This is a genomic window from Thermanaerothrix sp., assembly GCF_056331585.1.
In genome coordinates this window covers 1-21,642 of the sequence record NZ_JBWGPQ010000041.1, presented here as the reverse complement: position 1 = coordinate 21,642, position 21,642 = coordinate 1, and the positions used below count along the sequence as shown (strand labels likewise).

The window sequence follows — 21,642 nt, the reverse complement described above, 5'->3', positions numbered from 1 at the left end:
ATGAGCCCTTATATTCGTGTAAGTTTCCTTCAATGAAAGGGGAAGCCCACCCTTTCAAGGGTGGGAGGAGGTCACCAACCCGCAAATGCTACGCAACGTTGAGGTCTTTCCGGCACCGTTAGCGCCAATGAGCGCCACCACAGAACCGCGAGGCACCTCTATGTTGATCCCCTTAAGCGCATGCGCCCCATCATAGCGCACGTTGAGATTTTCAATCTTCAGCATGCTTATCCTTCTCCTAGGTAAGCCTGAATAACGAATCTGTCGAAAAAATCTTTTTTCGCGGAGCAAAACCCGCCTGGGGCGGCTTGCGCGGCGGGTTAAGGAGGGATCCCACGCAGTCGGGACAGGGATTCTCCTCTCGTTCTCGGCTAATTCAGCGTACAGCTTTTACCAATTTCAGCCGCCGATACCAACCGTGACCTTCGAACCACGTGCGGGCGCTGCGCCTAGGCTTGCACTATGGGTTGATCGGGCATAAACTCACGCCCCTGCCGGTAACTCGCTGGAGACAATGCAGCCAGCGCGGATGGTCCAGATGGCGGCGCGGCGCACGAAAGATGGGGAAAAGAGGTTGAGATCGGTGGTGGTGAGCAGGCTCTGTTCACCCTCGGCCAGAAAGTCCAGCAGATCCTGGCGGCGCTGGGCATCCAGTTCGGCCAGCACCTCGTCCAGCAGCAGCACCGGCCACTCCCCGCTCTTCTGGTACATCCAGGCCACCTCGGCCAGTTTGAGCGCCATCAGCGCCGTGCGCACCTGCCCGCGCGAGCCGTAATCCCCCAGGTCAATCCCGTTGCTGAGGACGCGAAATTCATCACGATGCGGCCCGATCAGAGTCATGCCGCGGCTGATCTCGTCGCCACGCAGAGCTTCCAGGCGGCGCAAAAAGCCCTGTTGAATCTGGCTCAGGCTGAAATGATCCCGCTTGACCGCGGTGTCCAGGCGCAGCGCCATTTGGCCGTTGCCGGGCACGGCGGGGTCGTAAGCGGGGCGATAGACCAGGTGCAGCACCTCTTGCCCGTGGGTCAGGCGATCATGAATGCGCGCCGCCAGGGTTTCGATTTCATCCAGCGCCTTGCTGCGCGCCTGGATGATCAACGCACCACGCTCCACCAGCAAGGCGTCCCAGTATTGCAATTGCGCCGGGTCACCCCCGCGCTCGCCCAACTGCTTGAGCAGGGCGTTACGTTGGCCAAGGATCTGGGTATATTCGCTGAGCGCCTGGGCGTAGCCAGGCATCACCTGCGCCAGCGCCATGTTGAGGTAACGGCGGCGCTCCTCGGGCGCGCCTTCGATGATATTGGTCATCTGGGGCAGGAAGAGCACCGCGTTGAAGTGCCCCAGCGCCTCACGCGCGGTGCGTTTGACCCCATCCACCAGGATTTCACGGCGCAAGCGGTTGCCGTTGAGCGCGGCGTTGTCCTGGATCAAGCGCACTTCCAGGCGGTGGGTGTGCTCGCCGCGGATGAATTCGGCCACAATGCGCGCCACCGCCAGCGGTTCGCGCGCGGCCAGGAAGTTGATCAACTGGCGATCACTCTCGGTATGAAACGAGGTCAGCGTGGCCAGGTAGTAGATCGCTTCGAGCAGGGTGGTCTTGCCCTGCGCGTTTTCACCCACGATAAGCAACGTTGGGCGCGGGACGTCCACATCCAAGCGAGCAAAGGCGCGGAAATTGGTCAGTGAGAGGTGCGTCAGGATCATCCCCGCCTCGTTGGGTCGGTACGAGCTGGTGCGGGCGGCTTAATCCACCGTGACGGCTTCTTGGGGGCTGGGCTTCCAAACCCGCACAGCGCGGTCGGTAAAGAGGACACCGTCCAGGTGGTCAATCTCATGCTGAAAGATACGTGCCACCCACCCTCGTAGTTTGAGTTTGATCGGCTGACCGCGGCGGTTCTGCCCTTTGACCACGATGCGCTGGTAGCGCTCGACCTCTCCCACCAAATCGGGGATAGAAAGACAGCCCTCCACGCCCATTTCGGTCTCGGCAGAGACCTCGACAATTTCGGGGTTGACCACAACGTAGAGGCGAGGCGGCTTATCCTCATCCTCTTCCTCGCCGTATTCCACCACAATGACCCGTTGGGAGACGCCTAGCTGGGGCGCGGCCAGCCCCACGCCGGGAGCAGCGCGCATGGTCTCGATCATGTCCTCAATCAATTGCTGCAGATCCGCGTCAAACTGGCGCACCTTTTGGGCTTTGCGCCGCAAGACCGGATCGGGAACAGTAACAATGGGGCGAATGGCCATTAGTGTACCTACCTCTAAACATGTCGAAAACGTGTCTCTATTTTACCCCGATTCGGCAGAAGATGAGGGCTTTGGCCCGGATTCGGTGGGCGGGTGACGGCTGACCACATGGTGATATAACTCGATCCACTCGGCCAGTTGCTCGCGCTGGGCTTGCTCGGCGCGCTGTTCCTCACGCTGTTTGGCCGCCACCAGGCGCTGGAACAGTTCGCGCTGTACCTCAGAGGGGTTGTAAACATCGTCAAAAGTGAATTGGGTATCTCCAACCCGGATATAGACCGTGCCGAAATTAAGCAAGAGGTGAATAATGGTCTTCCGCGCGTATTCAATGCTCTGGATGTTGCGCAGAGGAGCACTGCGTTTCTCTTCCGTCCCCAGCGGCTTTTTATACACGTCAATGATCATGTCCGACGTGATGATATAGCGATCATTGCGCCAGTCCACATATTGATACAGCCACCACAGCGCCAGCGCTGGTACACCAAGCACCAGTATGATCCAGCCCAAGCGCGACGGCAAGGGCAGACGCTGGCTCAGGATCAACCAGCCCAGGGCAACGTCCACGAGCAAGGCCAGGGTAGGCGGAGCCGCCTTGGCCAGGAGGATGGCCCAATGGGTGCGATAGACGATGGTATCCCCTACCTCCTCACGCAGCATGAACAGGCGCGCCAGGGTCTGGCCCAGGCGTTGGGTAGAACTGGGGGGTGGGGGTGAGGTCTCTTCAGGGGGTGTTTCTGACGAGGATGACGAAGGGCTGGTGGGCAGCCCCAAACGGCTGCGGATCGTGGCTTCGATGGCTGCGCGTTGGGCGCGGCGGCGACCGCGGCGAGCACGGTCGCGCTGTTCTTCCAGCAAGTCCAGCACCAACCGCGGCTCTGCCAGGCGATCCAGGATCAATTGCCCGGTGTAGGTCCGTACAATCAGGTTGCCGTAGTTAATCAAGCGGCCAATCTGGTCGGTCTGTACCTCATCGGCCAAAATGGCTTCCAGCGGCACCTCCTGACGACTCTCATAAAGCAGTATCACCCGTTCCAACAACACCACACGGCGGTTAGTAATGATGACGTAATCGTTGCTCCAATCCACTGCAGACCAAGCCAGCCAGCCCAGCCCGCCCACCAGGCTAAGAATCAGCAACAGGGTGGGCAGGAGCGCCCCGTGCCAAACTACGATGGTGAGGAAGGCAAACAGGCCTACCAGCGCACCGGTGACCACGGCGGGCAGCGCAATGCGCAAGAAAAGGAAGAAGGGATGACGGCGTGCCACATAGCGCACAACCTCACGTGGGCTGCGCCAGGGCAGGCGCAGGCGTGAGGCCAACAGATAACTATTTAAGATCAGACGAAAGGCCGGGCTCAGGTCGGGAAATTCGCGCACCAGCGCCAGGTAGTCCGCCCCTTCTAAACGCAGCACAATCAGCGGCGCAGCAGCTGTAGCGGTAGCGCGGCGCGCTAACGGAGTGGGGCTGAGGGCCTCCTCGCCGAAATAATCCCCTTCTTCCAAATAGGTCACCTCTTCATCGTTGCCCCGCCGATGACTGAGGCGCACCCGTCCGCTGAAGATCAGGAAAAATGCCGTGGCATCCTGGCCTTCTTTGTAAAGCGCCAGCCCCTCTTCATAAAAGAGCGCCTGCCAATAGGTCATCACGCGCAGCAGTTGCTCGTCGCTGAGGCGGCGAAAGAGATGACACTGCCGTAGAAGCGTTAGCACCTCTTGCTGAGGGATGTCCATGCTCATAGTATAGCCCAATCTCTGATGGAGGTGAACGAGCCCCCACCCTCAGGCATGCAATAAGCGTGCCCGTTGACCGCTCTCTGGGCAATGCGCAGATAAAAAATGCCCCGGGCACACCCGGGGCAGAGGGAAAGCCCGACCGAAGGGGGATTATAGGCCGTAAATCTCGCCGTACTTTGCGCTCAGGTAGCGCAGGTAAGGCTCGGGGGTGATCGGCGAACCAGTCACGCGCTGCACCAGGTCTTGCGGCTCGAACTTCGCCCCGTGCTGGTGAATCTTCTCGCGCAGCCAGGCCAGTAGATTTGCGAATTCCCCGCGGGCAATTTGTGCTTCCAGGTCGGGAATGTCACGTTGGATGGTTTCCCACAACTGCGCCGAGACCAGGTTGCCGAGCGCATAGGTGGGGAAGTATCCGATCAACCCTGCCGACCAGTGCACATCTTGCAGTACCCCCAGGCGATCATTGGGCGGAACGATGCCCAGGTAGTCCCGCATGCGGCTATTCCACGCCTCGGGCAGGTCTTGGACGTCTAGGCTACCTTCGGCGAGAGCGATCTCCAGTTCCAGGCGCAACATGATGTGCAGGTTGTAGGTGGCCTCGTCGGCTTCAACGCGGATAAAGGACGGCTTGACTTTGTTGATCGCCTTGTAAAACGCCTCTAGGCTCACATTGCCCAACTGGCGTGGGAAGAGCGCCTGCAAGCGCGGGTAAGCGTAGCGCCAAAAAGGCTTCGACCGCCCAACCAGATTCTCCCACATCCGTGATTGTGACTCGTGCACCGCCATCGAAGCGCCATCGGCAAGAATAGTGCGGCGCAGGTTGCGCCCGATGCCCTGATGGTAGAGAGCGTGTCCGCATTCGTGCATGGTGCTGAAGAGCCCTGAGATCAAGTTGCGGGGGTGAATGCGGGTAGTAATGCGTACATCGCCCAGGCCGAAGGCGGTAGTAAAAGGATGCGCCGAACGATCCTGTCGCCCGGCTTTCCAGTCATAGCCGAAGCGGGTGATCACCTCCACGCCGAAATCCCACTGCTTCTTCTCGCTGTAGCGCAAGAAAAGGAAACCATCTTCTACCGGCGGGCGTGCGGCGATCTGACGCACCAAGTCAACTTGATGCGGGCGCAAGGCGTTGAAAATCGCCTGCACCTCAGCGGTCTTCATCCCCGGCTCAAAATCATCCAACAACGGGTCATAAACGTGATCATAGGGCGCAAAGCACTCGGCATAGGCGCGGCGCAGTTCGACGATCTTTTCCAGGTGCGGGCGGAAGTGAGCAAAGTTGGATTCGGCGCGTGCCTGCACCCAGGCTTCCTGGGCCAGGGTGGTCACCTGCGTGAATTCGGCCACCAAATCCGTGGGCACTTTGGTCTGCTTATCGTAGGCACGCTTGGCTTTGTAGATCAGCCGCGCTTCGTCCGAATCGGGGGGCAGGGTTTCGGCATAGGGGAGCAGATCCTCAATCAATTGCCCTACCTCCGGGGCAGTGGCCTTGAGGTGGATCAGGCGGGAAAGGGTAGCCAGTTGTTCACTGCGTTCCTCGGCACCCGCGGGGGGCATGTAGGTCTGCTGATCCCACGAGAGCACTGCCGCGGCGGCTTGCAGGTCCACCACCTCGGCCATCCGGGTTTTGAGTTGTTGGAGTTTCTCTTCCATGCTTACCTCAGCGTGATAGAACGTGGATCAAGCCACACGCCAGCGCAGGGGCTTGCCCTCCAGGGCGGCGAGCACCTCGGTGGCAATGTCCTCGGCAGCGCGGGTTTGGGCTTCGACCGTTTGGGCGCCGATGTGCGGCGTACAGACGACTTTGGGGTGGGTGACCAGGGCGGTTGCCCCGGGTGGTTCGGTAGCGAAGACGTCTAACCCGGCCCCGGCTACCTTGCCCGAATTGAGCGCCTGGAGCAGGGCCTCTTCGTCAATCACGCCACCGCGCGCGGCGCAGATGATATAGACGCCGTCCTTCATCTTGGCAAAGGCTTCGGCGTTGAGCAGGTTGCGCGTGTTCTCATCCAACGGAACATGTAGGGTGATGATGTCGGCACGGCGGAGCAATTCATCCAGCGAGACCGGCTCGCCCCCGCGCAGGCGGATGGCCTCGGCCGGGAGTAGGGGATCATAGGCAAGAATGTCCATATCGAAGGCTTTGGCGCGGCGGGCCACCTCGGTGCCAATGCGCCCGAAGCCGATCACGCCGAGGGTCTTGCGCCAAAGTTCGCGTCCTTCCAGTTCTTTCTTGATCCACTGACCGGCCTTCATGGTGGCATCGGCGCGCGGAATCTCGCGCACGACCGAAAGCATCAGGCCCAGAGTGAGTTCAGCCACGGCAATGGTGGTAGCAGTCGGTGAGTTGACGACGATGACGTTGTGGGCTTTGGCAGCGTTGAGGTCAATGTTATCCACGCCCACGCCGGCGCGGCCCACAACTTTGAGACGCGGGGCAGCATCGAAGACCGCCGCGGTGACCTTGGTGCGCCCGCGCACGATCAGCGCATCATACTCGGCGACCACCTTAAGCAGGTCTTCAGCGGCGATGCCGGCGCGATTATCCACCTGCGCGGCAGCACGCAGGATGTCCTGGCCATTCTGTTCCAGGCCATCGGTGAGCAGAATCTTCCATTCGGGCATGGCTCATCTCCTTTTGGGTGGGGGTGATTCGTGAGACGGAGTGGGGCATACGCCCCCCTGCGCTATGATTTTACCCCAAAAGGCAGGGGGAGGAAACAATTGCCCTTGAATACCTGAACATCAAACGGGTGGGCAAAATCTCTTGGATGAGGAACAAAACCGCCTGCGCACAGCGAGAGGTAAGCGCTTTGCGATAAAGGCGGTGAACCATTAGAGTAACTCAGGAGGGGCCGGAGGCGCTACTTGAGCGGGAAAGATTAGATGGAGCAAGTTGAGCACCTTATAGGCAATTTCTTCATCAAAGGTATAAAAACCCTCGTAAACCCGGCTATGAGGTTTGTTGGTTTCACCGCTCTTCTCTTCCGCAAGTAAAGTCATGCTGAGCCCTGGCCCATAGGCAACCAAAAACCAATAATTCACCAATGCACTGTTGGATGTATCCACAAAATAGATGTTGGGCCAGGATGGGAGCGCAGCATCCGGCACAGCATAAAGCCATAATCCTGCCACTCTGGTGACAATCTGTTCATAACGTAAGGATTGATTCTTTATGCGAGAGAGATACTGAAAGGAAACGTGAAGTTCAGCTGGGCGCGAAGCCTGAACCGCGGCATCCTCTATCATATGACTAATATGAATCATCGTATCGAGCGAGAAAATATAACGAAATTGCCGGCTTTGCAAATCTTCTTCAGAGATTTGTGAGAAGAGGGTCTCGGCTTGGGGCGAGAATGTAGATAACGCACGCTGAAAGAATTGAATAAACAGGGCAACTGGATCTCGGGCAAGCATCAAACACCTCGGTTTGAATGTGATGATAAAAAGTATAACCGGAGATTGTCTCGAGCCAGAAGGTACGTATAATGTGCAGGGATGTATGTGACGTAACCACCGTCCTCAACTACCCGATCAAGCAAATTGATTACGACTACCTCAGCGAGGATTCGTTTTTAGAGCAGTCGGGCTTTTGGTTTTGACAAACCTTATACAATCTCTATTCAAGCCCGCGTCTGGGATTACAATAAAAACAGGCAATTCTACCTCATCTCTCGGCTCGTGAAAGGTTTTCTATATGAATCGGGATCGTTTACGCCAATGGCTCACCGTTTTGCTCGTTCTAATCACTATCGTCATCAATGGGCTGGCCAATGCCCTGCCCTTCAACAACCTCACCACGGGTGAAATTTCCGACCGCTTCCAGGTCTATTTTGTCCCCGCGGGTTACGTCTTTTCCATTTGGGGGTTGATCTACCTCGGTCTGATCGCCTTTGCCGTCTTTCAGACCCTGCCTGCCCAGCGGGAAAATCCGCGCTTGCGGGCTATCTTCCCCTGGTTTGTCCTGGCCAGCCTGGCCAACATCACCTGGCTCTTTATGTGGCATTATGAGCAGTTTGTGTTCACCCTGCCAGCCATGCTAACCCTGCTGATCAGTCTGATTGTCATCTATCTGTGGCTGGGCATCGGGCGTAGTACCGTCTCAACCGCCGAACGCTGGTTGACCCATGCCCCCTTTAGCCTCTACCTGGGCTGGATCAGCGTTGCCACCATTGCTAATGTCACCGATGTGCTCTTCTACCTCGGCTGGAACGGCGGCGGCCTGGCCCCCGAGGTCTGGGCGGTGATCCTGCTGGGCGTGGCCGTCCTGCTGGCGGCGGTCATGGCCTGGACGCGCCGTGATGTCGTTTATCTGCTGGTGCTGGTGTGGGCATTTGCCGGCATTGCGGTCAAGCACAGTGCCACGCCGCTGGTTGCAACTGCGGCTGCAGTGGCTGCGGGCGCGGTCGGCGTGCTGGCGGGGCTCAGCCTGCTGGCATCCCAACGCCGGGCAGCCCAGGCTTCTATCTCAAGGTGAGAGATGAACCATCCCCAAGGCAAAAGTGTTATCGGTATAGGTGAAGATAACGGTATAAAAACGCGTCGGCGGCGCGGGGGCAAAATAAAGATCCCACGTGCCGTTGCCGCGATTTTGGGCAGCTAATTCCCATGTCTGGTTGGTGCAGAAGCGTGCCCAATTGGTATGATTATCACCGGCTAGTAGGATTTGACCCACCTCCCGATGGGGATCTACGCCACGCACCACCAGGTGATAGGCTTCAACTTGACCCAGACCATCTCGCCCCGGGCAACCTCGTCCGACCCCGAAAAAGCCATCTGCACCGCGAAAACTTACACCCAAACGCTGAGATGTGGCTGGCGTCCAATTTGATGTTGGAGGTGGCGCGGCTGTGGATAGGATCACGGAGGGTGTGGAGGTCGTCTGTGCTGCAAAGAGCGTGGCGGATGGGGGCTGGAGATGACGTTCTACGGAAATCTCCAATAAACGCAGATTCAACGCCGTGTGGGGTGAAAGAAGGGCAACCAGAAGTGCTCCCAAACACAAGCCGGTCAACGCCACACCGCCCAGGGCGATTATCATTAGCAGATAAACATTGAGACGGGAACGCGATTCCATGGGCTTCTTTCCTTATGAGCATTTCGTGGAGGACTACGGGGCCATTAAGCGCTGGAAGACCGCTTGCGCCCATTCCCAGAGGGCTTTTTGGGTGTTGGCATCAGCAGCATGCGCGCCGCGTCCGTTGAACGCCAACTGAAAGGCAAAACCATCCGCATAAGGCTCCTCAAAGGCCTGACTTAGGGGCTGCAACCCATCCACCCATCCGTAGAGCGTTTCCAGTTCCCCTGCCGTCAAGCGCTGGCGTGTGATCAGCGTTGGGGCAGACTGGGAATTGCGGCAGTCGCAGACCTCGGCCCAGCCCGATTCGTAGACGCGCAGGATCTGGCACAGGCCGGCAATGCCCCCACTGCGCTGCCACGAAAGCACCAGCCCCAGCCCACCTTCAAACTCTACATTTTGCGCCGCCGCGACCAGAGCTGCCACCCAAGCCGCCAAGCTGCGCTGCTCGGCGGGGGCGGCCGTCTGCGGTCCTTTACCGGCCAGGCTAACCCACCCCAGCGCCGTCTCGGCCTCAAACGGCGCGTAGGTTTGCACCCACTGGCTCAATTCAGCAGCTTGCTCGGGCGACGTAAAGGCCCAATGCTGTGCCGCCGCCCCACATGTCCCGTAGGTCAGCCCCTGCAGGTTAACCTCAGCGCTCAGGCAGGCGTTCTCACTCTGCCGCCGCCAGCGCACCAGGGGTTGAGCACTGCCGCGGGGTAGGGACTCGACCAGGCGGATCGTGTTGCCATTCTGGTTGGTATGCAGAGTGTAACGGGTGCCTTTCACATCTAGGATGATTCGGTAGCCCGGCGTGAGCACCTGGGCACACATTTCATCCGGGCGGGCAGCGCCCAAGCAAGCATCTGGCCAGGTCACCTCTTCGGCGCCCACCACTGTGATCGCCATCGGATCAGAGAGGCCAAGGTGCTCAGCCAGGTAGCGCCGTGCGGCTTCCACCGCCGGTAAATCGGCGGGAGAGGGTGTGGCTTGCCAATCTTCAGCACGCACCTGATCGCCCTCCAAACTGGTGCGGTAGGTAACGGTTCGTCCTTCGGCCTCCAAGACCACGCGGAACCCCTCCACGATCATCTCGGCGCAGGCCTCATTGGGTGCGGGTAAGCCCAGGCAGGCATCCGGCCACTGGGCCGGCTCAATATGCAGGATAGAAACAGCCTCAGTGGAAAGCCCCAGGCGTGCAGCCAGGTCGGCCTGGGCCGCCGCAGCGGCACGCAACGCGGTCGGTTCCAGTGGCGTCGCGGCGTTCGTCGGCGTGGCCAAGCCGTTGGGCAAGGGGGTTTTGACATCCGGGGTAGGGGTCAGTGCCAGGGGTTGGCAAGCCGATAGTCCTAGGAGTAACACCCCTAATCCCAGACTCAGCCATTTGGTCCACGACATTTTCCTCTCCTCTCTGTGATCATGATTGGATAGATAAGGCTATGATTTGGACGTCCGCTGCTGCAGAGAAGTTCCCCCTTAGGTCAGCGCAAGAAGAGAATACCCCCCAAACCGGCCGCCACCAACACTAATGGCGCCGGTACGTTGAGCAGGTAAGCAATTAGGCTACCACCGGCGATGGCGATAGACACCCAGTTAATCGAAGCCGTGGCTTCTCCCTGGAAGACTTTCCAGGCCACTAACACCATCAGCACGGCCACTGCTGGCGCTAATCCACGCACAAAGCCACCCACCCAGGCTTCACCACTCAGCCAGCGTAAAGCCGAGGCCACCGCCAACATCAGCAGGGTGGGCGGCAAGATCGAACCAACCAAAGCCACCAGCGCGCCAGGCAAGCCACCCACGCTGTAACCGACAAACATGGCCAGTTGCAGCGCATCACTGCCGGGCAGCACGCTGGAAAAGCCCACCGCCTCCACAAACTGCGCCTCGGTCATCAATTTGCCTTCAACAGCCTCTTTATACAGCAATCCCACCGAGGCCGGCCCGGAAGTAGTCAACAGGTTGACCTTGAGAAACATCCAGAAAAGCGGCCAGAGGTTATTCACGGCACCGTCCTTTCTACGGTTACCTACAGGTGGCATAAAACGGGGAGAACAACAGAATTTAACCGGTAACGTGCCCAGAATGCGCTTTCTAATGTAGAATTATAAAAGAGGACGGCAAATGGGCAAATCTGAAATGACCCCCGGCCAGGAAGAACGCCTACGGGTGCTGGAGTTAGTCTCCCAGGGGAAGATCAGCGCGGAGGAAGGTGCGCGCCTGATCGAGGCGCTGGAGCGCGTTGAGACGACACCACCGCCAACCGCCAAGCCACCGACTTTACAACCGGCCAGCCCGCGTTGGCTGCGAGTTTGCATTACCAATCTGCACAGCGGGCGCACGCTGGTTAACATGCGGCTGCCAGTCTCGGTGCTGGAAGCCGGGCTCCGCCTCGGTGCCCGCTTGGGGCCCTCCCTGACAGCCGACCAGCAGGCACATATCTTACGCGCCGTGCGCGCCGGCTACTCCGGCTTGATCTTGGATGTGCGCGATGAGGAAGCGGGTGAGCGGGTGGAAATCCTGCTTGAATAATCAAGCCCCGGGCGCAATCTCCACGGCTTCGACCGTGACGTTGGGGAAGAACTGCCTGACCGTACCCTCAACCCATCCTTTGAGCGTCACTGGCGAAAGGGGGCAGCCCAGACACGCTCCACCCAGTCGCACCTGCACCACGTTGCCATCGAATGCCACAAAGTCCACCGATCCGCCGTGATAGGTCTCGATATACGCGCTGAGTTGCTCGATCAGCGCTCGAATCTGCTCTTCGGTACTAAACCGGGGTGCTTGATCGCCCATTCTTAATCCTCCGCAGACACTCGCCCTTAAGATCCATCCCACGTCCAATCATATTTAACACGTCACCGCGTAAATTGTCCAGCCGTTGGTGAATCAAACCGGCTAATCGCTCCATCAGGATCGCACCGGTATCGGGAAAGTACTCACACAGGTGCTGGAGTTGTTCACCGCGGATGCGCAGTACCTGGCTTTCCCGGACGGCAACCGCCGATGAGGTGTAGGTAGAGCGCCCCAATGCCGCCGACCAACCGAAGACCCCACCCGGCAGAATATGCGCGACCACCAGAGCCGGGCCATCGTACGGCTTATAGTGAATGGTGACCTCACCACGGAAGAGGATGTAGAAGAACTCTGCCCGCGTGCCCTGAGCAAAGATCTCGGTCTCTGCCGCGTAGGTGTGCTCTTCCATCAGCGTGAGCAAATGGTCCACCTGCTCGGCGCTGAAACCCTGAAAAAGGGGAAACGTCAACAGTTCCGGTCTGGACATTGACTTTATGTTAAAACAAAGCCCTGCCGCGGTTGAAGTGGCAAATGTCATCTTCTACAGGATGAAACTTCACCCCTCGGCAGGGAAAGGCGTCATCACCGCATAATGTCTTGGTCGCCCCGATGCGGAACCGGGTTTTATCCCAGCGCCTGATGCAAGGCCCGCAGGGCTTGCGCGGCGGTTTCTGCTGCGGCTAATTGCTCCAAGAGGCCGGGGGATTGTAGCAGTTCAACCACTTGCTGGATGAGTTCGACCTGCTTCTCGTGTTCCTTGATCGCCAGCAGGATGATGACGCGCACATCCAGGCTCACTGAACCATCCGTGCCCATCTGGCCGAAGCGAACCGGGGTTTTCAGCGTGCCGATGGCGACCGCGGTTTGACGCACGTGCTCCGGATCGGCATGAGGTAGGGCACTGGCCAAGGGCCGAGTGGGCAGGCCGGTGGGGAAGACCTGTTCGCGTTCCCACACATCCCGCGCAAATTCGGGCTCCACATGCCCGGTCTGCACCAATGCTGCAACCAGGCGCTCCAGCGCCTCGCGCGCATCCCGAGCTTCCAGGTTCAAGATCAGGTGTTCGGGGCGTAACAGATCCTTAAGCCGATGCTGCATGAGATGAAACCTCGGCAATAGCATCTCGCAGGCGTTGCAGGTTATCCGATACGGCGTTGTCCTTGAAAAGCGCCCGCCCAATCACCAGGGTATGGGCACCAGCGGCCACCACTTGGTGCAGATTCTGGGCGTTAATCCCGCCATCCACCACCCATTCCACATCCTCCAGACCGGGCTGCTGCTTGCCTTGGCGCACCTTTGCCACCACGTCCGGCAGGAAGGGGCAGTCGGGCCCTTCAGGTTCGCTGGTCAAGATGAGGACAAACTCCAAGTAAGGGCGCAGATAGGCCAGATCCGGCAGGGGGGTAGCCGGGTTGAGTGCAATGCCGGCCCGGGCGCCGGCTTCGACGATCTGGCGCAACGTGCGCCGTGGGTACGGACAGGCTTCATAATGCACGGAGATGCGGTTGGCGCCCATGCGTACCAGGTCAGGGATCAGCCATTCGGGGTTGACCATCATCAGGTGCACGTCAAAGGGCAGCGGCGTCAGGGAGCGCAGGTCGGCGATGAGTTTGGTGCCCAAGGTCATTACCGGGACAAACACCCCATCTTCGATATCGAAGTGAAGGTAGTCCACCCCGGCAGCGGTGAGGGCATGCACCACCTCTCCCAATCGGTCTAAAGGCGCCGCGGCCAAGGAAGCCGAAATCTTGATTGGCGTCATGTCGGTCGGATCATCCTCACTTTGTTCATGATGGCTTTGACCCGTTCCACGTCCACCGCGTTCCAGGTATAACCGTCTACTTTGAATGCCGAGCCGATGACTGCCCCATCGGCAACCGCCAATTGCTCGGCCACGTTCTCCAGGTTGACACCCGTGTTGGCAAAGACTGGGGTGTGGGGTACAGCCTCTTTGACGATTTTCAGGGTCTGGGTGGAAACTTCGCTTCCGGCGGTCAGGCCGGAGACGCACAGGGCATCCGGGCGGGTGTTGAATACGGTCGAGCGGGCGATATCGGCAATGTGGCGCTGGCCGAGATAAGCGGCGGATTCGGGAACGATATTGAAAAAGAGACGCACATTTTGAGCCCCAATATGATGCTGATGACGGATCACCGCGCCGGGATTGGTGTTCCACAGCCCGAAATCCGAGCCATAGACGCCGGTGAACACCTCACGCACAAACTGCGCCCCGGTTGCCACGGCGAGATCCAGCGAAGCCCGTGCATCCCACAAGACATTGACGCCGAAGGGAACGTGCACGTGGGGTTTAAGTTGGGCAATCACCGCCGCCATGCACGCCACGGTTACCGCCTCAACCTGGGTCAAATAGGGCAGGCTGAATTCATTGGAGAACAAGATGGCATCCACACCCCCCATTTGTAAAGCCTGCACATCGGCCAGGGCACACTCATAGACCCAATCCAGGCCCTTGTGAACGTCGTATTGCGGGTCGCCGGGCAGAGCCCGTAGGTGGCACATGCCAATAATCGGCTTAGAGACGCCGAAGAGTTCTCTAATCCATGGTTCCATGCGTCGCCTCCTCAATCCAGGGTTCGTGGTGATGCGGACATTGCGTTTCCCTTCTTGATTTGGTCACCCCCGTGAAAGGTCCAGGGCAGGTGAGAATTCATGAGCCACGGCGGTGAGCAGACGGATAGCATGAGCGATATCCGCTTCGTGGCACATCTGGGCCGCGGAATGGGTGTATCGTTGAGGGATTGAGAGCCCCGCAATGACATAACCGCGCTCACCCAGGTAGAGTTGAAAGGCGGGATCGGTAATGACGCCCACGATGACCTCGCGCTGAGTGGGAATGCCCAGTTCCTGCGCCACGTTTTCGATAAACCGGCGCAGTTTGGGGGATGAGAACAGCCCGCCCAAGGTACCCCGCCCGTGAAAATCCATCATCTTTACCGCCGGCCCTTGGCGCATGGCGACCGGATGAAGTGGGCTTTCGGCCGGCGTATCTACCGCCACGGTGATATCCACCGAGATAATCGCGTCGGGTCGGGTGGCATTAACCACCGGGAGCGAGCCGCGAATGCTGAATTCCTCTAAGACGGTAAAGGCAAAGACCAGGGTGCAAGGTGGGCGCTGAGCCTGAAAATGCCTGAGCAGTTCCAGCAAAACAAACACCCCCACCCGGTTATCCAACGCTTTAGCGCAGACCATGCCGTCGCCAAAGCGGTTGAAGTTGGGCGCGTAGGTCACCGTATCGCCGACGCGGATGCCCAGGGCTTCCACCGCCGCGCGGCTGGACACCCCCACATCAATGAACATCTCGTGCACCGAAAGCACGCGGTATTTTTCGTCCGCACCGGTCACGTGATGCGATTTGGCACCGATATAGCCAGGGATACGGCGCCCATCTTCCGTCTTGATCTCCACCCGCTGTCCCAGAAGCGATTTTTCCGGCATGCCCCCGATGCGCTCAATGAGCAGAAAACCCTCTGCAGTAATGTTGCGCACGATCAGTCCCAGTTCATCCAGGTGGGCTTGGAGCATCAGGCGGTAATCAGGATAGGTCGTCCCGCGCAGGATGCCCACGACGTTACCGAGGCGATCCACCCACCACTCATCTACCCAGGGACGAATGGTATCGCGGACAAAAGCGACAATCTCGTCCTCGTGCCCGGACACGGCGTGAAACGCGCACAATTTCTCCAATAAAGGCCAATCGTAATGATCCATACCAAGTTACCTCGAAAGGTACGTGGGGAAGGGCAGGCATCGCCCTTCCCCACCGGTGATAGACTAACTCCCGAAGATCAGGCGGGTGATGGTGGTTAGCACCCAGGCGATCCAGTTGCCGCCAGAAAGACCAGTGATCTGCACCGCACCCTGGGGGATGGTGTACCCAATATCACGGGCGATCTGGGTCAGCAGGGGCGCAAAGGCGCTGGAGATATAGAGCACCATGGTCATGATCAAAATGCCGTAGAGCACCGAGCGGAAGAAGTTCCCCCGCGTCAGCGGCGGCACCATACACACGAAGAACGCCGTTGCGGCCAGGTCGGCGGCGGGCAGAGTAGTGTTGCCAGGTAGGATGGCGGCCAACAGCAGGGTGATCGGGATCAACAGGATACCAGTGGCAATGGTGATGGGGTGCCCGATCAGGATGGCCGAATCCAGACCGACGTAGAACTCTCGCCCGGCGAAGCGCTTCTGCATGAAGGTGCGCGCAGCTTCAGAGACCGGGGTCAGCCCTTCCATGAAGATGGCGATGATACGCGGGATCAGCAGCATCACAGCCGCCATTTGCACTGCCAGCATCAGGACTTTACCCAACACCTCGTTGAAGGTCATCCCAGCCGGATTAATGCCGTAAGCCAGGATGCCGAACAGCAAGCCCAGAATAGCCCCCATAATGATCGGCTGGCCGAAAATGCCCAGGCGTTTCTGCAGGGTCTCCGAGTCCCAATAGACATCGCGCAAGCCGGGGATCTTCTCCACGATCCAGTTGAAGATTTTGATGATTGGCACCGAGGTAATCGCCCAACCCTGGGGGATGGAGATGCCCGGCAGTTTAAAGAAGCCTTGCACGTCCTTAGCTACCCAGTCGGCGATCAATAGGGCTACCACGGCGTGGATGGCGGCGGCAATTAGACCCAGCAACAGATTGCCTCCACTGACCAGGTAAACCAGCGAACCGGTGAAGGCATAGTGCCAGTAGTTCCACATGTCCACGTTGAGCGTCTTGGTCCAATTGAGCAGGAGCATGATCAGGTTGACCCCCAGGGCGACGATAAAGACCAAAGAGCCGACCGCGGTGCCGAAGGCGATGGCTGCCGCCACACCCCACCCCACATCCAGCGAGGTCAGTTGCAGCCCGGTGGACTTAACCAGCGCATCGGTGGCCGGGCCCAACGCCTGGAATAAAAGGTTGATCACCAAGCCCAGGCCGATGAAGCCCACCCCGATCGTAAGCGAGGAGACGAACGCCCGGCTGAGTTTTTGCCCCAAGATGAGGCTCAGAATGAAGATAACAATCGGCAGCATGACCGGCGAACCCAGGCCGGTTAGAAAATCGAAAATTGATTTGATCGCTTCCATCTTTCGTTACTCCTTTCTTCCTCCCGCTTTTGTCACATCTGATGAAACCATGGGAATTAGGATTTTTGTCGCAGAATTTGTTCGATCTTATCCACCACCTCCTTTACGCCAAATCCGGTTAAGAAAGGAATGCCATCCACCACTGGGATGTCCACATCGAAAGGCACCTGAGCGGTTGCCACAATCACATCGGCATTCAGGGTCATTCCAGGCAGATCCTGAACGCGGTACTGCACAGTTTGCACCTCCAGACCGCGTTCAGCCAATAATTCCTTGATCTTAAGGGCCACATGGGTTGAGGTTGCGATGGCCGTACCACAGGCCACTAGGATGGTATAGGTTTTGGGTGCGGTCATCATGGGTTACGCTCCGCCGAAAAGATCACGAAAAGTTAGTTCAAACATCCAGATGTCGTATTCGTAGGCATCGTCAAAAGGTGGGGGAACGACAGCCAAGAGGCGGAACTTTTTGCTGGCTAGTTGTGCTTCAAAGCGGGTGGGCACGTTTCCTGGGTTGCCAAACTGAGAGTGGACGATCACAGTTTCGGCGTTCTCGGCATCTTTGAGCCATTCGAGCAACGCCTCGGTCTCCGCTGTGATCGAGCCGGGTTCGCAGATCCCCACGATAAACGTATCCCCGCCTTGCGCCAGCACATCTACAGTGAAGGTATGCCCATTCAAGCGCACCCGAGGCAGGATAAAGACCTGCTCGGCGCCCTGGTTAAAAAGCGCCCGCGCAACGTAAAAGCGGAAAATATGACGTAAATGAGCGTCCTCATGGGCGGGTTTGAGGATATCACTGCGGAACGCCATGTAGGTTTTGGTGTGCTCGGGCAAAACCCGCATGGGTTCATGGGTGGGATCAAGGGTGAGGTTCATCATGGCTCTCCGTTTAGAGAGCGGGGGCGGCGTGGGCGATAACGACCTTAATACCCGCTTGCTGTAGGGCTTCGACGATCTCGGGGGAGACTTTGTCGTCGGTGATGATGCAATCTATGGCTGTGAGGGGGGCAATTGAGACAAACGCCGTGACGCCGAATTTGCTGCTATCGGCAACCACGATCTTCTCGCGCGCCGTGCGCAGGAGAACTTTTTTGATTTGGGTGTCTTCAAAGTTATATTCGGTCAACCCATCGTCGAGGCTAATCCCGCCGACGCCGATAAAGGCTTTATCCACATGCAATTCGTGATAAATCCGTTCGGCGATGGCCCCGATCATCGAAAGTTCACGCGGGCGCACGATCCCGCCAGTCAAGATCAGGCGTGCATCCACCTCCAGCGAGAGATGATTGACTACGGCATTGGCGATTTGCAGGCATGAGGTCACAATGGTGAGATTGCGTTTGGTTTTTAAGTGCGGCACAATTTCCAGCGTGGTGCTGCCCACATCCAGGGCGATGCTGTCGCCATCGAAAATGAGATCAGCAGCGGCGCGTCCTATGGCTTGCTTGGCGGCTTGATTCTTGGTTACGCGGGTGCTGAAAGGGGGTTCGTAACTGCGCCCCAGGTTGGCAACCGCACCACCGTGCACACGGCGCACCAAGCCCTGCCGATCCAGTTCATTCAGGTCGCGGCGGGCAGTCATCTCGGAGATGTTGAAGAGGTTAGCAATCTCGGTAATCGAGATGCTGCCCTTCTCCAACACCATCTCCACGATTTTAGCCTGGCGCTCTGCCGTATTCACCGCTCACTCCATTAATGTTTGAATTTGTTTATATGATACAAAATTTATGTTCGAATGTCAACAAGTTTAACACCCAATTTTCCCCTTGACATGGGGGTTTTCTAGGTGTAAAATTTTCACAAACCAGTCTGTATTACAAACTAATACGTGAGGATTTATGACCTCCCCTCAACCCCCACTGAATGAGTGGTTGCGCCGTCCCCAGCGCTACTGGTACGCCGATGGCCTGGCCGAGATGGCCGTGGGCGGTATCTTCCTGCTGGTAGCACTGACCAGCTTGGCAGCCGGGCTGTTGCCGCCCGGGCCATGGCAAAATCTGACCCCGGCCATCTTACAGGCCTTGGTGATCATCGGTGGCGTCCTCGGCGCACGCGTTCTGGTGCGCACCCTCAAAGAGCGTATCACCTACCCTCGTACCGGCTGGGTGACCTACCGCCGACCTAGCTCCGGCCGCCGCTGGCTGCTGACCAGCACGAGTTTTATCTTAGCCACAGGCTTGGCCCTTCTGATCATCACGCTGGGCAAAACAGTTGGTCAGCGCTGGCTGCCTTTGGTCAGTGGTTTTTTGATTGCATTTGCCACTGCTGCCGGCTGGCGTCTGCGCCTGGCGCGCTTGCTCATTCTCGCCCTTTACATCCTGGGCGTGGGAATCGGCCTGACTCTACTGGCACCCCCCGATCCGTTCGATGCCGTTCTGTTTTTTGGCCTGGTGGGATTGGGTTGGTTGACTTCGGGTGGTTCGGCGCTCTGGACCTATCTGCGCCACACCCATCCATTAGATGAGGACAAGGTAGAGGACGCATGAGCGCACCCTCCCGCTGGCAAGACTTGGATCGCCTGATCCATGAACCGGCGCGTCTGATGATCGTCACCCTGCTCTACGCGGTGGAAGAGGCTGATTTTCTTTACCTCTTACACGAAACCGGCCTGACCAAGGGTAACCTTTCCACCCATCTCAGCAAACTCGAAGAAGCCGGTTATGTGCGCATTACCAAGACATTCCGCGGCAAGATTCCGCGCACCCTGGTTGCGCTCACCCCAGAAGGGCGCCAGGCCTTTGAAACCTATCGCCAGCGCCTCAGCCATCTGATCCATCCCCCGAGACAAGGAGACCCCTGATGTCAGATTATGCCATTCGTACCGAACACCTGACTCGCACTTTTGACTCCCTACGCGCTGTAGATGATCTCACCTTGGAGGTGCCGCACGGGATCATCTTTGGCTTTCTCGGACCCAACGGTGCCGGGAAGACCACCACCATCCGCCTTTTGCTGGGCTTACTGCCACCCAGTGCCGGCACAGCCTGCGTCCTGGGGTACGATGTGATCACCCAGGCTGATGCCATCCGTGCCCGTTGTGGGGCCTTATTGGAACATCCTGGTCTCTACGAACGCCTAAGCGCTGAAGACAATCTGGAATTCTTTGCCCGCGTGGCGCGCCTGCCCCGCAGCGAGCGCCAGGCACGCATCCGTCAACTGCTCATCGAGATGGGCTTGTGGGAACGCCGCCGCGAGACGGTCGCAACCTGGAGCCGCGGGATGAAGCAGAAACTGGCAATTGCCCGCACCCTGCTCCACCGCCCGGATTTACTGTTCCTGGATGAACCTACGGCCGGGTTAGATGCCGTTTCGGCGGCGGCACTGCGCGAAGACCTGGCCAACCTGGCGCATCAGGAAGGGATCACCATCTTCCTCACTACCCACAATCTCAGCGAAGCGGAGAAACTCTGCCAGCAGGTGGCCGTCATTCGCTCTGGACGCCTGCTAGCAGTTGGCAGTCCGCACGAGCTCCAGAAACGCCGTGGCGAGCAGGTGCGTCTGGTGGTGGGTGGGCTTTCGGACGCTGTGCTGGATGGCTTGCGCCTTTCCTTTGGGGTTGAAGTTATCCATGCCTCCCCTAAAAATGGGCACTTGGTGCTCAACCTGGGCACGCAGACGTCCGTTGCCCCGCTGGTCACCTACCTAGTGCAGCACGGAGTAGCTGTGGAAGAGGTTCAGCGCGAACGCGCCAGTTTAGAAGAAGTCTTTTTGAGTCTGGTTCAGGAGAACAACCATGTGGCATGATTTACAAACCATGATTTGGAAAGAATGGAAGGAACTTTTTACCTCTCGTAGTACCGGGCGGGGCACCTTACTCTCCACTCTGATCATTCTCTTTGTCCTGGGGGTGTTCATGCCTTTACAGGTAGGTGAGGGGTGGTTTACCCAACCACTCACTGTAGTGATATGGGCCTGGATGCCCATTTTCCTCACGCTAGGGATGGTCACCGATTCCTTCGCCGGTGAGCGCGAGCGCCACACACTGGAAACCCTGCTGGCGACCCGCCTGCCCGATCTTGCCATTCTGTTGGGGAAGATTTTATCCGCCGTGCTTTACGGCTGGGGGGTGGCCATACTCAGCCTGCTACTGGCGGCGCTGACCCTCAACCTCAGTTTGAAAGGCGGTCCTTACTTCTATACGCCCGAATTTTTCGCCGCGGCGGTGGGGTTCAGCTTGCTCAACACGGTGTTGTTCGCGGCGCTCGGAGTGCTGGCATCGCTGCGCGCGGCAACAGCCCGCCAGGCTTATCAGCGCTTGAGCCTGATCCTGCTGGGGTTTTACTTCCTACCGTTCATAATCCAGTTTCTCCCCACCAGCCTACGGGCGCGCATTCTTGAAGCCCTGATGGGCCTGGATTGGCGGGGAATGATGCTGATACTGGGCGGGGTGTTGGTGGTGCTGGATGTGGGAGTATTGGGGGTGTGCGTCCGGCGCTTCCAGCGCTCGCGCCTGCTGCTGGATTAGGTGTAGCCAGTTCCACACGTTCGCCCAGACCTTTTTGGGAGATGCCTAAAAAGAGGAACTCGCCTTCGGCATCTGCAGCACTGCATTAGTTCTATGCATTAGTTCTATATTGAACCATGATCCCAGTTTTATGGGTATTCACGGTTGGTTATGCCCCTCGTGGTGTGGAGTTTTTCCCCTGCCACTTTGGGCGTGGCTTGCACCTGCATTGACACGCCGCCCAGAATCGGTATAATAAAAGATGC

25 protein-coding genes and 1 pseudogene are annotated in these 21,642 nt (G+C 58.3%); 6 read left to right on the top strand and 20 right to left on the bottom strand.

Annotated features, from left to right (window positions below; translation table 11 throughout):
- Positions 1-72: 72 nt before the first annotated feature.
- The 7 genes and pseudogenes from AC01YT_RS12040 to AC01YT_RS12010 all read right to left on the bottom strand — a co-directional run.
- A pseudogene (locus AC01YT_RS12040) lies at positions 73-225 on the bottom strand (ATP-binding cassette domain-containing protein); the annotation flags it as partial.
- A gap of 258 nt (positions 226-483) precedes the next feature.
- On the bottom strand, positions 484-1,704 hold the full coding sequence (gene recF, locus AC01YT_RS12035) for a DNA replication/repair protein RecF (protein ID WP_476675743.1): 1,221 nt from the start codon (positions 1,702-1,704) through the stop codon (positions 484-486).
- Between the two features lie 39 nt (positions 1,705-1,743).
- Entirely contained in the window at positions 1,744-2,250 is a 507-nt protein-coding gene (gene def, locus AC01YT_RS12030) for a peptide deformylase (protein WP_476675741.1), read from the bottom strand.
- Between the two features lie 42 nt (positions 2,251-2,292).
- Complete coding sequence (locus AC01YT_RS12025) at positions 2,293-3,987, bottom strand: cyclic nucleotide-binding domain-containing protein (protein WP_476675739.1); 1,695 nt, start codon at positions 3,985-3,987, stop codon at positions 2,293-2,295.
- 147 nt (positions 3,988-4,134) lie between these two features.
- The gene (locus AC01YT_RS12020) at positions 4,135-5,637 is read right to left on the bottom strand and encodes a carboxypeptidase M32 (protein ID WP_476675737.1); all 1,503 of its coding nucleotides are present in this window, start codon (positions 5,635-5,637) and stop codon (positions 4,135-4,137) included.
- A 27-nt stretch (positions 5,638-5,664) separates the two neighbouring features.
- Positions 5,665-6,606, bottom strand: a complete 942-nt coding sequence (locus AC01YT_RS12015; protein ID WP_476675735.1) for a hydroxyacid dehydrogenase — start codon at positions 6,604-6,606, stop codon at positions 5,665-5,667.
- 210 nt (positions 6,607-6,816) lie between these two features.
- Positions 6,817-7,398: a DICT sensory domain-containing protein gene (locus AC01YT_RS12010; protein WP_476675733.1), complete on the bottom strand. Its 582-nt coding sequence runs from the start codon at positions 7,396-7,398 to the stop codon at positions 6,817-6,819.
- Positions 7,399-7,678: 280 nt separating this feature from the next.
- Here AC01YT_RS12010 and AC01YT_RS12005 point away from each other — a divergent pair, with 280 nt between their 5' ends.
- On the top strand, positions 7,679-8,458 hold the full coding sequence (locus tag AC01YT_RS12005) for a tryptophan-rich sensory protein (protein WP_476675731.1): 780 nt from the start codon (positions 7,679-7,681) through the stop codon (positions 8,456-8,458).
- Here the strand turns inward: AC01YT_RS12005 and AC01YT_RS12000 are convergent.
- From AC01YT_RS12000 to AC01YT_RS11990, 3 genes are all read right to left on the bottom strand, one after another.
- The gene (locus tag AC01YT_RS12000) at positions 8,450-9,058 is read right to left on the bottom strand and encodes a hypothetical protein (RefSeq protein WP_476675729.1); all 609 of its coding nucleotides are present in this window, start codon (positions 9,056-9,058) and stop codon (positions 8,450-8,452) included. The genes AC01YT_RS12005 and AC01YT_RS12000 overlap by 9 nt on opposite strands.
- 33 nt (positions 9,059-9,091) lie before the next feature.
- Positions 9,092-10,438, bottom strand: coding sequence for a hypothetical protein (locus AC01YT_RS11995; protein ID WP_476675727.1), 1,347 nt, complete (start codon positions 10,436-10,438; stop codon positions 9,092-9,094).
- A gap of 83 nt (positions 10,439-10,521) precedes the next feature.
- The gene (locus tag AC01YT_RS11990) at positions 10,522-11,046 is read right to left on the bottom strand and encodes a chromate transporter (protein ID WP_476675725.1); all 525 of its coding nucleotides are present in this window, start codon (positions 11,044-11,046) and stop codon (positions 10,522-10,524) included.
- A 118-nt stretch (positions 11,047-11,164) separates the two neighbouring features.
- Between AC01YT_RS11990 and AC01YT_RS11985 the strand changes: the two genes are divergently transcribed.
- Positions 11,165-11,572 carry an SHOCT-like domain-containing protein gene (locus tag AC01YT_RS11985; protein WP_424913409.1) on the top strand — a complete coding sequence of 136 codons (408 nt, stop codon included), beginning with the start codon at positions 11,165-11,167 and terminating at the stop codon, positions 11,570-11,572.
- Here the strand turns inward: AC01YT_RS11985 and AC01YT_RS11980 are convergent, their stop codons facing one another.
- The 10 genes from AC01YT_RS11980 to AC01YT_RS11935 form a co-directional block, all read right to left on the bottom strand.
- Complete coding sequence (locus tag AC01YT_RS11980; protein ID WP_476675723.1) at positions 11,573-11,836, bottom strand: NifU family protein; 264 nt, start codon at positions 11,834-11,836, stop codon at positions 11,573-11,575.
- A complete protein-coding gene (locus AC01YT_RS11975) occupies positions 11,811-12,323 on the bottom strand; it encodes a cyclic nucleotide-binding domain-containing protein (RefSeq protein ID WP_476675721.1) in 513 nt (170 codons plus the stop codon). Before AC01YT_RS11975 ends, AC01YT_RS11980 begins: the two co-directional genes overlap by 26 nt.
- Before the next feature lie 137 nt (positions 12,324-12,460).
- Positions 12,461-12,934: a PTS sugar transporter subunit IIA gene (locus AC01YT_RS11970; protein WP_424912150.1), complete on the bottom strand. Its 474-nt coding sequence runs from the start codon at positions 12,932-12,934 to the stop codon at positions 12,461-12,463.
- A complete protein-coding gene (locus AC01YT_RS11965; protein ID WP_476675719.1) occupies positions 12,918-13,598 on the bottom strand; it encodes a ribulose-phosphate 3-epimerase in 681 nt (226 codons plus the stop codon). Before AC01YT_RS11965 ends, AC01YT_RS11970 begins: the two co-directional genes overlap by 17 nt.
- The gene (locus AC01YT_RS11960) at positions 13,595-14,407 is read right to left on the bottom strand and encodes a BtpA/SgcQ family protein (RefSeq protein WP_476675717.1); all 813 of its coding nucleotides are present in this window, start codon (positions 14,405-14,407) and stop codon (positions 13,595-13,597) included. Before AC01YT_RS11960 ends, AC01YT_RS11965 begins: the two co-directional genes overlap by 4 nt.
- Before the next feature lie 63 nt (positions 14,408-14,470).
- Positions 14,471-15,568, bottom strand: a complete 1,098-nt coding sequence (locus AC01YT_RS11955; RefSeq protein WP_476675715.1) for a M42 family metallopeptidase — start codon at positions 15,566-15,568, stop codon at positions 14,471-14,473.
- Between the two features lie 63 nt (positions 15,569-15,631).
- A complete protein-coding gene (locus AC01YT_RS11950; protein WP_424912146.1) occupies positions 15,632-16,930 on the bottom strand; it encodes a PTS galactitol transporter subunit IIC in 1,299 nt (432 codons plus the stop codon).
- 56 nt (positions 16,931-16,986) lie between these two features.
- A complete protein-coding gene (locus AC01YT_RS11945) occupies positions 16,987-17,289 on the bottom strand; it encodes a PTS sugar transporter subunit IIB (RefSeq protein WP_424912145.1) in 303 nt (100 codons plus the stop codon).
- Between the two features lie 3 nt (positions 17,290-17,292).
- On the bottom strand, positions 17,293-17,811 hold the full coding sequence (locus AC01YT_RS11940; protein WP_424912144.1) for a hypothetical protein: 519 nt from the start codon (positions 17,809-17,811) through the stop codon (positions 17,293-17,295).
- A 10-nt stretch (positions 17,812-17,821) separates the two neighbouring features.
- Positions 17,822-18,613, bottom strand: a complete 792-nt coding sequence (locus AC01YT_RS11935) for a DeoR/GlpR family DNA-binding transcription regulator (RefSeq protein WP_476675712.1) — start codon at positions 18,611-18,613, stop codon at positions 17,822-17,824.
- Positions 18,614-18,770: 157 nt separating this feature from the next.
- On the opposite strand from AC01YT_RS11935, the gene AC01YT_RS11930 reads away from it, so the two are divergent.
- From AC01YT_RS11930 to AC01YT_RS11915, 4 genes are read left to right on the top strand one after another with little or no spacing between them, the layout of a single operon-like run.
- Positions 18,771-19,418 carry a hypothetical protein gene (locus AC01YT_RS11930; RefSeq protein WP_476675710.1) on the top strand — a complete coding sequence of 216 codons (648 nt, stop codon included), beginning with the start codon at positions 18,771-18,773 and terminating at the stop codon, positions 19,416-19,418.
- Positions 19,415-19,732 (top strand): winged helix-turn-helix domain-containing protein, encoded by a 318-nt coding sequence (locus tag AC01YT_RS11925; RefSeq protein ID WP_476675708.1) that lies wholly within the window; start codon positions 19,415-19,417, stop codon positions 19,730-19,732. The genes AC01YT_RS11930 and AC01YT_RS11925 overlap by 4 nt, the downstream gene beginning before the upstream one ends.
- Complete coding sequence (locus tag AC01YT_RS11920) at positions 19,732-20,676, top strand: ABC transporter ATP-binding protein (RefSeq protein WP_476675706.1); 945 nt, start codon at positions 19,732-19,734, stop codon at positions 20,674-20,676. The genes AC01YT_RS11925 and AC01YT_RS11920 overlap by 1 nt, the downstream gene beginning before the upstream one ends.
- Positions 20,666-21,397, top strand: coding sequence for an ABC transporter permease (locus AC01YT_RS11915; protein WP_476675704.1), 732 nt, complete (start codon positions 20,666-20,668; stop codon positions 21,395-21,397). Before AC01YT_RS11920 ends, AC01YT_RS11915 begins: the two co-directional genes overlap by 11 nt.
- Positions 21,398-21,642 lie beyond the last annotated feature (245 nt).

Coding starts and splice junctions, on each gene's coding strand:
- recF (WP_476675743.1), bottom strand. CDS start 1,704: ATGATCCTGACGCACCTCTCACTGACCAATTTCCGCGCCTTTGCTCGC.
- def (WP_476675741.1), bottom strand. CDS start 2,250: ATGGCCATTCGCCCCATTGTTACTGTTCCCGATCCGGTCTTGCGGCGC.
- AC01YT_RS12025 (WP_476675739.1), bottom strand. CDS start 3,987: ATGAGCATGGACATCCCTCAGCAAGAGGTGCTAACGCTTCTACGGCAG.
- AC01YT_RS12020 (WP_476675737.1), bottom strand. CDS start 5,637: ATGGAAGAGAAACTCCAACAACTCAAAACCCGGATGGCCGAGGTGGTG.
- AC01YT_RS12015 (WP_476675735.1), bottom strand. CDS start 6,606: ATGCCCGAATGGAAGATTCTGCTCACCGATGGCCTGGAACAGAATGGC.
- AC01YT_RS12010 (WP_476675733.1), bottom strand. CDS start 7,398: ATGCTTGCCCGAGATCCAGTTGCCCTGTTTATTCAATTCTTTCAGCGT.
- AC01YT_RS12005 (WP_476675731.1), top strand. CDS start 7,679: ATGAATCGGGATCGTTTACGCCAATGGCTCACCGTTTTGCTCGTTCTA.
- AC01YT_RS12000 (WP_476675729.1), bottom strand. CDS start 9,058: ATGGAATCGCGTTCCCGTCTCAATGTTTATCTGCTAATGATAATCGCC.
- AC01YT_RS11995 (WP_476675727.1), bottom strand. CDS start 10,438: ATGTCGTGGACCAAATGGCTGAGTCTGGGATTAGGGGTGTTACTCCTA.
- AC01YT_RS11985 (WP_424913409.1), top strand. CDS start 11,165: ATGGGCAAATCTGAAATGACCCCCGGCCAGGAAGAACGCCTACGGGTG.
- AC01YT_RS11980 (WP_476675723.1), bottom strand. CDS start 11,836: ATGGGCGATCAAGCACCCCGGTTTAGTACCGAAGAGCAGATTCGAGCG.
- AC01YT_RS11975 (WP_476675721.1), bottom strand. CDS start 12,323: ATGTCCAGACCGGAACTGTTGACGTTTCCCCTTTTTCAGGGTTTCAGC.
- AC01YT_RS11970 (WP_424912150.1), bottom strand. CDS start 12,934: ATGCAGCATCGGCTTAAGGATCTGTTACGCCCCGAACACCTGATCTTG.
- AC01YT_RS11965 (WP_476675719.1), bottom strand. CDS start 13,598: ATGACGCCAATCAAGATTTCGGCTTCCTTGGCCGCGGCGCCTTTAGAC.
- AC01YT_RS11960 (WP_476675717.1), bottom strand. CDS start 14,407: ATGGAACCATGGATTAGAGAACTCTTCGGCGTCTCTAAGCCGATTATT.
- AC01YT_RS11955 (WP_476675715.1), bottom strand. CDS start 15,568: ATGGATCATTACGATTGGCCTTTATTGGAGAAATTGTGCGCGTTTCAC.
- AC01YT_RS11950 (WP_424912146.1), bottom strand. CDS start 16,930: ATGGAAGCGATCAAATCAATTTTCGATTTTCTAACCGGCCTGGGTTCG.
- AC01YT_RS11945 (WP_424912145.1), bottom strand. CDS start 17,289: ATGATGACCGCACCCAAAACCTATACCATCCTAGTGGCCTGTGGTACG.
- AC01YT_RS11940 (WP_424912144.1), bottom strand. CDS start 17,811: ATGATGAACCTCACCCTTGATCCCACCCATGAACCCATGCGGGTTTTG.
- AC01YT_RS11930 (WP_476675710.1), top strand. CDS start 18,771: ATGACCTCCCCTCAACCCCCACTGAATGAGTGGTTGCGCCGTCCCCAG.
- AC01YT_RS11925 (WP_476675708.1), top strand. CDS start 19,415: ATGAGCGCACCCTCCCGCTGGCAAGACTTGGATCGCCTGATCCATGAA.
- AC01YT_RS11920 (WP_476675706.1), top strand. CDS start 19,732: ATGTCAGATTATGCCATTCGTACCGAACACCTGACTCGCACTTTTGAC.
- AC01YT_RS11915 (WP_476675704.1), top strand. CDS start 20,666: ATGTGGCATGATTTACAAACCATGATTTGGAAAGAATGGAAGGAACTT.